We start from the raw sequence: 2301 nt of genomic DNA on the forward strand, positions 1-2301 counted from the left end.
CCCTCTGAGAAAAAACACATTGATCAGTCTCAACGGTTTGCTAACCGAAAGCGAAATGAAGACAAGACGTGGACAGGACAATCAGGCGGTAAGTAAGAGAGTAGCAGCGACGGGATTCGCTAACGCGAATCCCTTGAGATCGCCTAGACCGCCCCATAAATGAGGCGGATTGCGGCGATCATTTGTTCAACCGCTCGCAATTGAGGATGAGACGCTCTTGCGAGCATCTCTCGACTTCAATCAAGGTGATCATTTCGATGCATATGCTGTGTTTCAGTATCTTATTGCGCGTGAGCTGGCCTCTATAGGGTTAACTTCACCACGTGTTGGAATGTACGAATCAATTTCAGACTTTCATTTTCTTAGGCTTGGTAGGAGCGCCTTTGAACGGCAAAAGCTCGCTCTAGGAATCGCGACCATTTTTGACCTGATTAATTTCGGCAATAGCCGCAGCCATCCCCTCCTCGTAAATGAGTGGCCACTGCGGATCAAGTAGGAAGTTAAGTTCTAATAAAGGATCTCTGTCGCCTTTCGCAATCAGATACGCATCAGCATTTTCGCAAAATCGATTAGCAAAACGACCAATCCCGGTGCTCGAAATCAAGTGATAATTTGGATGATCTGAGAGGAATCTAAGCAACTGTGGTAACAAGCTACCGATGAATAACCCACTAAGGTCATGCCCTTTGAGTCCAAGCTGCTCTAGTTCGTAGTAGTTTTTTATCGCGCCCACGCGTTGAAAGAACTCTCTATAATTCACCATCAACTCGACTTTGCTGTGGTTGGCCTTAGCACCCATGGTTGGATCCTATATTCATCGTGACTTGCGTGTCCCCTCAGAGTATCGGCGGTTTCTGGTTACGTCTTAACTTAGGTCAGAGGTAGTTGTTAATTTGTCCAAAACGCGGCGATATTCTGCCTAAATTCCAATTCCTTATGGAGCCCTACTCGTTCCCCGTCCGCTGTTGTGCCGCCTAGACCCTCCCTTTCTCCCTCATTCCGCGTCTCCGTGGTCCAATGCATAAGTCTCGCTAGACCACGGCGCGGAATGAGGGAGAAAGGAGCTTCCAGTTTTGATGTCTGATTTGATCACTGAGTGGTTGGTAGAGGTTCTCTCTGTACAGGTCGCTCCAAGACATCTCTCTTAATAAGACCCATGTCGTTCGACTTTAGTTCGCATTTAGTCAATGCTCTGCACCGCCGTGATCAAAAAATTAATCTCGTACGCGGCATTGCAGAGGAGTCATCACATGATAGAGAAGCCAGCGCTACTCCGTCCCACTCTGGATGTTGTGTTTAAGATGTTATTTGCGCGCAAACGCGGTCATGGCGCTTTGATTGGCCTACTAAACGCCATCTTAAAACCGGCGAGTAAGATAACGTCGGTTGAGGTGCAAAATCCTCACATCCCTAAGCTGCTGATTGACGACAAGGGTACGATTCTGGATATCCATGTCAAACTAGATGACGGCACCTTGCTCGATATCGAGATGCAGATGGCTCCGCATGAGTCCTTGGCCAAGCGCGCCCTTTACTACGCCTCAAGGATGTACGCTACGGAGCTTGGGGCGGGAGATTTTTATAGCCTGCTTAGGCCGGTGATCGTTATTTTCCTCCTAGCCGAGGATCTCTTTCCCGCCAGGCCAGATGAATTTGCGGTGGGATTTTCGCTGCATCAGGACGACGACGGTCCAGCGGTCTTTAAGGCGGAGCTAAGTGGTCAGATGCAGATCAAGTTTTACGAGATCGGGAAGGCCTTTCGTCTTTGGCAGACAAGACAACTCCCGCCCGATGATGTAAGTCTAGGAGCATGGCTAGGCTTTCTGGCCGACCCATCTAGCCAGTCAGTAGAGGAGGCGTGTATGTCGATCCCAGAGCTCAAAGACGCCAAAGTCGCCTTAGAAGAACTTTCCGCCGAGGACGAGGCCCGCGAAATTGCTCGCATCCGCGAGAAGTCCCGGCTTCACTGGGACTCGCTCATGGACGAAGCTAGGCGTAAGGGTAAGGCCGAGGGTAAGGAAGATGCCAGCCTAGCTTTTCTGAAGGCGCTACTTACCGCGCCCGAGACAAACAAGCTGCCTGATGCCAAGGTCGCCGAATTAACTGGGCTGCCTTTGGACGTTGTGATCAAGTTCCGGGCTGAGACGAAGTGAGCGGATGCCCATCTGACGCAAGAGTTTTTGTCCCTATCAACCTTCTGCGCAGAGCGCCGATTCACCGATGCTCCAGGCTCCTGCGTCAGTGCAAAGATCTCGACCACAGGTCGAGGCGTCCACTGCTCCGATGTCCCAGGATTTGTCG

2 protein-coding genes are annotated in these 2301 nt (G+C 50.6%); one reads left to right on the forward strand and one right to left on the reverse strand.

The genetic code is table 11. From position 1 onward, the window contains the following. Positions 1 to 403: 403 nt before the first annotated feature. Positions 404 to 799 (reverse strand): hypothetical protein, encoded by a 396-nt coding sequence (locus FJ146_19925; protein ID MBM4254241.1) that lies wholly within the window; start codon positions 797 to 799, stop codon positions 404 to 406. Between the two features lie 388 nt (positions 800 to 1187). Here FJ146_19925 and FJ146_19930 point away from each other — a divergent pair, with 388 nt between their 5' ends. Continuing rightward, positions 1188 to 2153: an Rpn family recombination-promoting nuclease/putative transposase gene (locus tag FJ146_19930; protein MBM4254242.1), complete on the forward strand. Its 966-nt coding sequence runs from the start codon at positions 1188 to 1190 to the stop codon at positions 2151 to 2153. Positions 2154 to 2301 lie beyond the last annotated feature (148 nt).

The sequence above is a fragment of the Deltaproteobacteria bacterium genome (genome assembly GCA_016874735.1).
Lineage (GTDB): Bacteria > Bdellovibrionota_B > Oligoflexia > Oligoflexales > CAIYRB01 > CAIYRB01.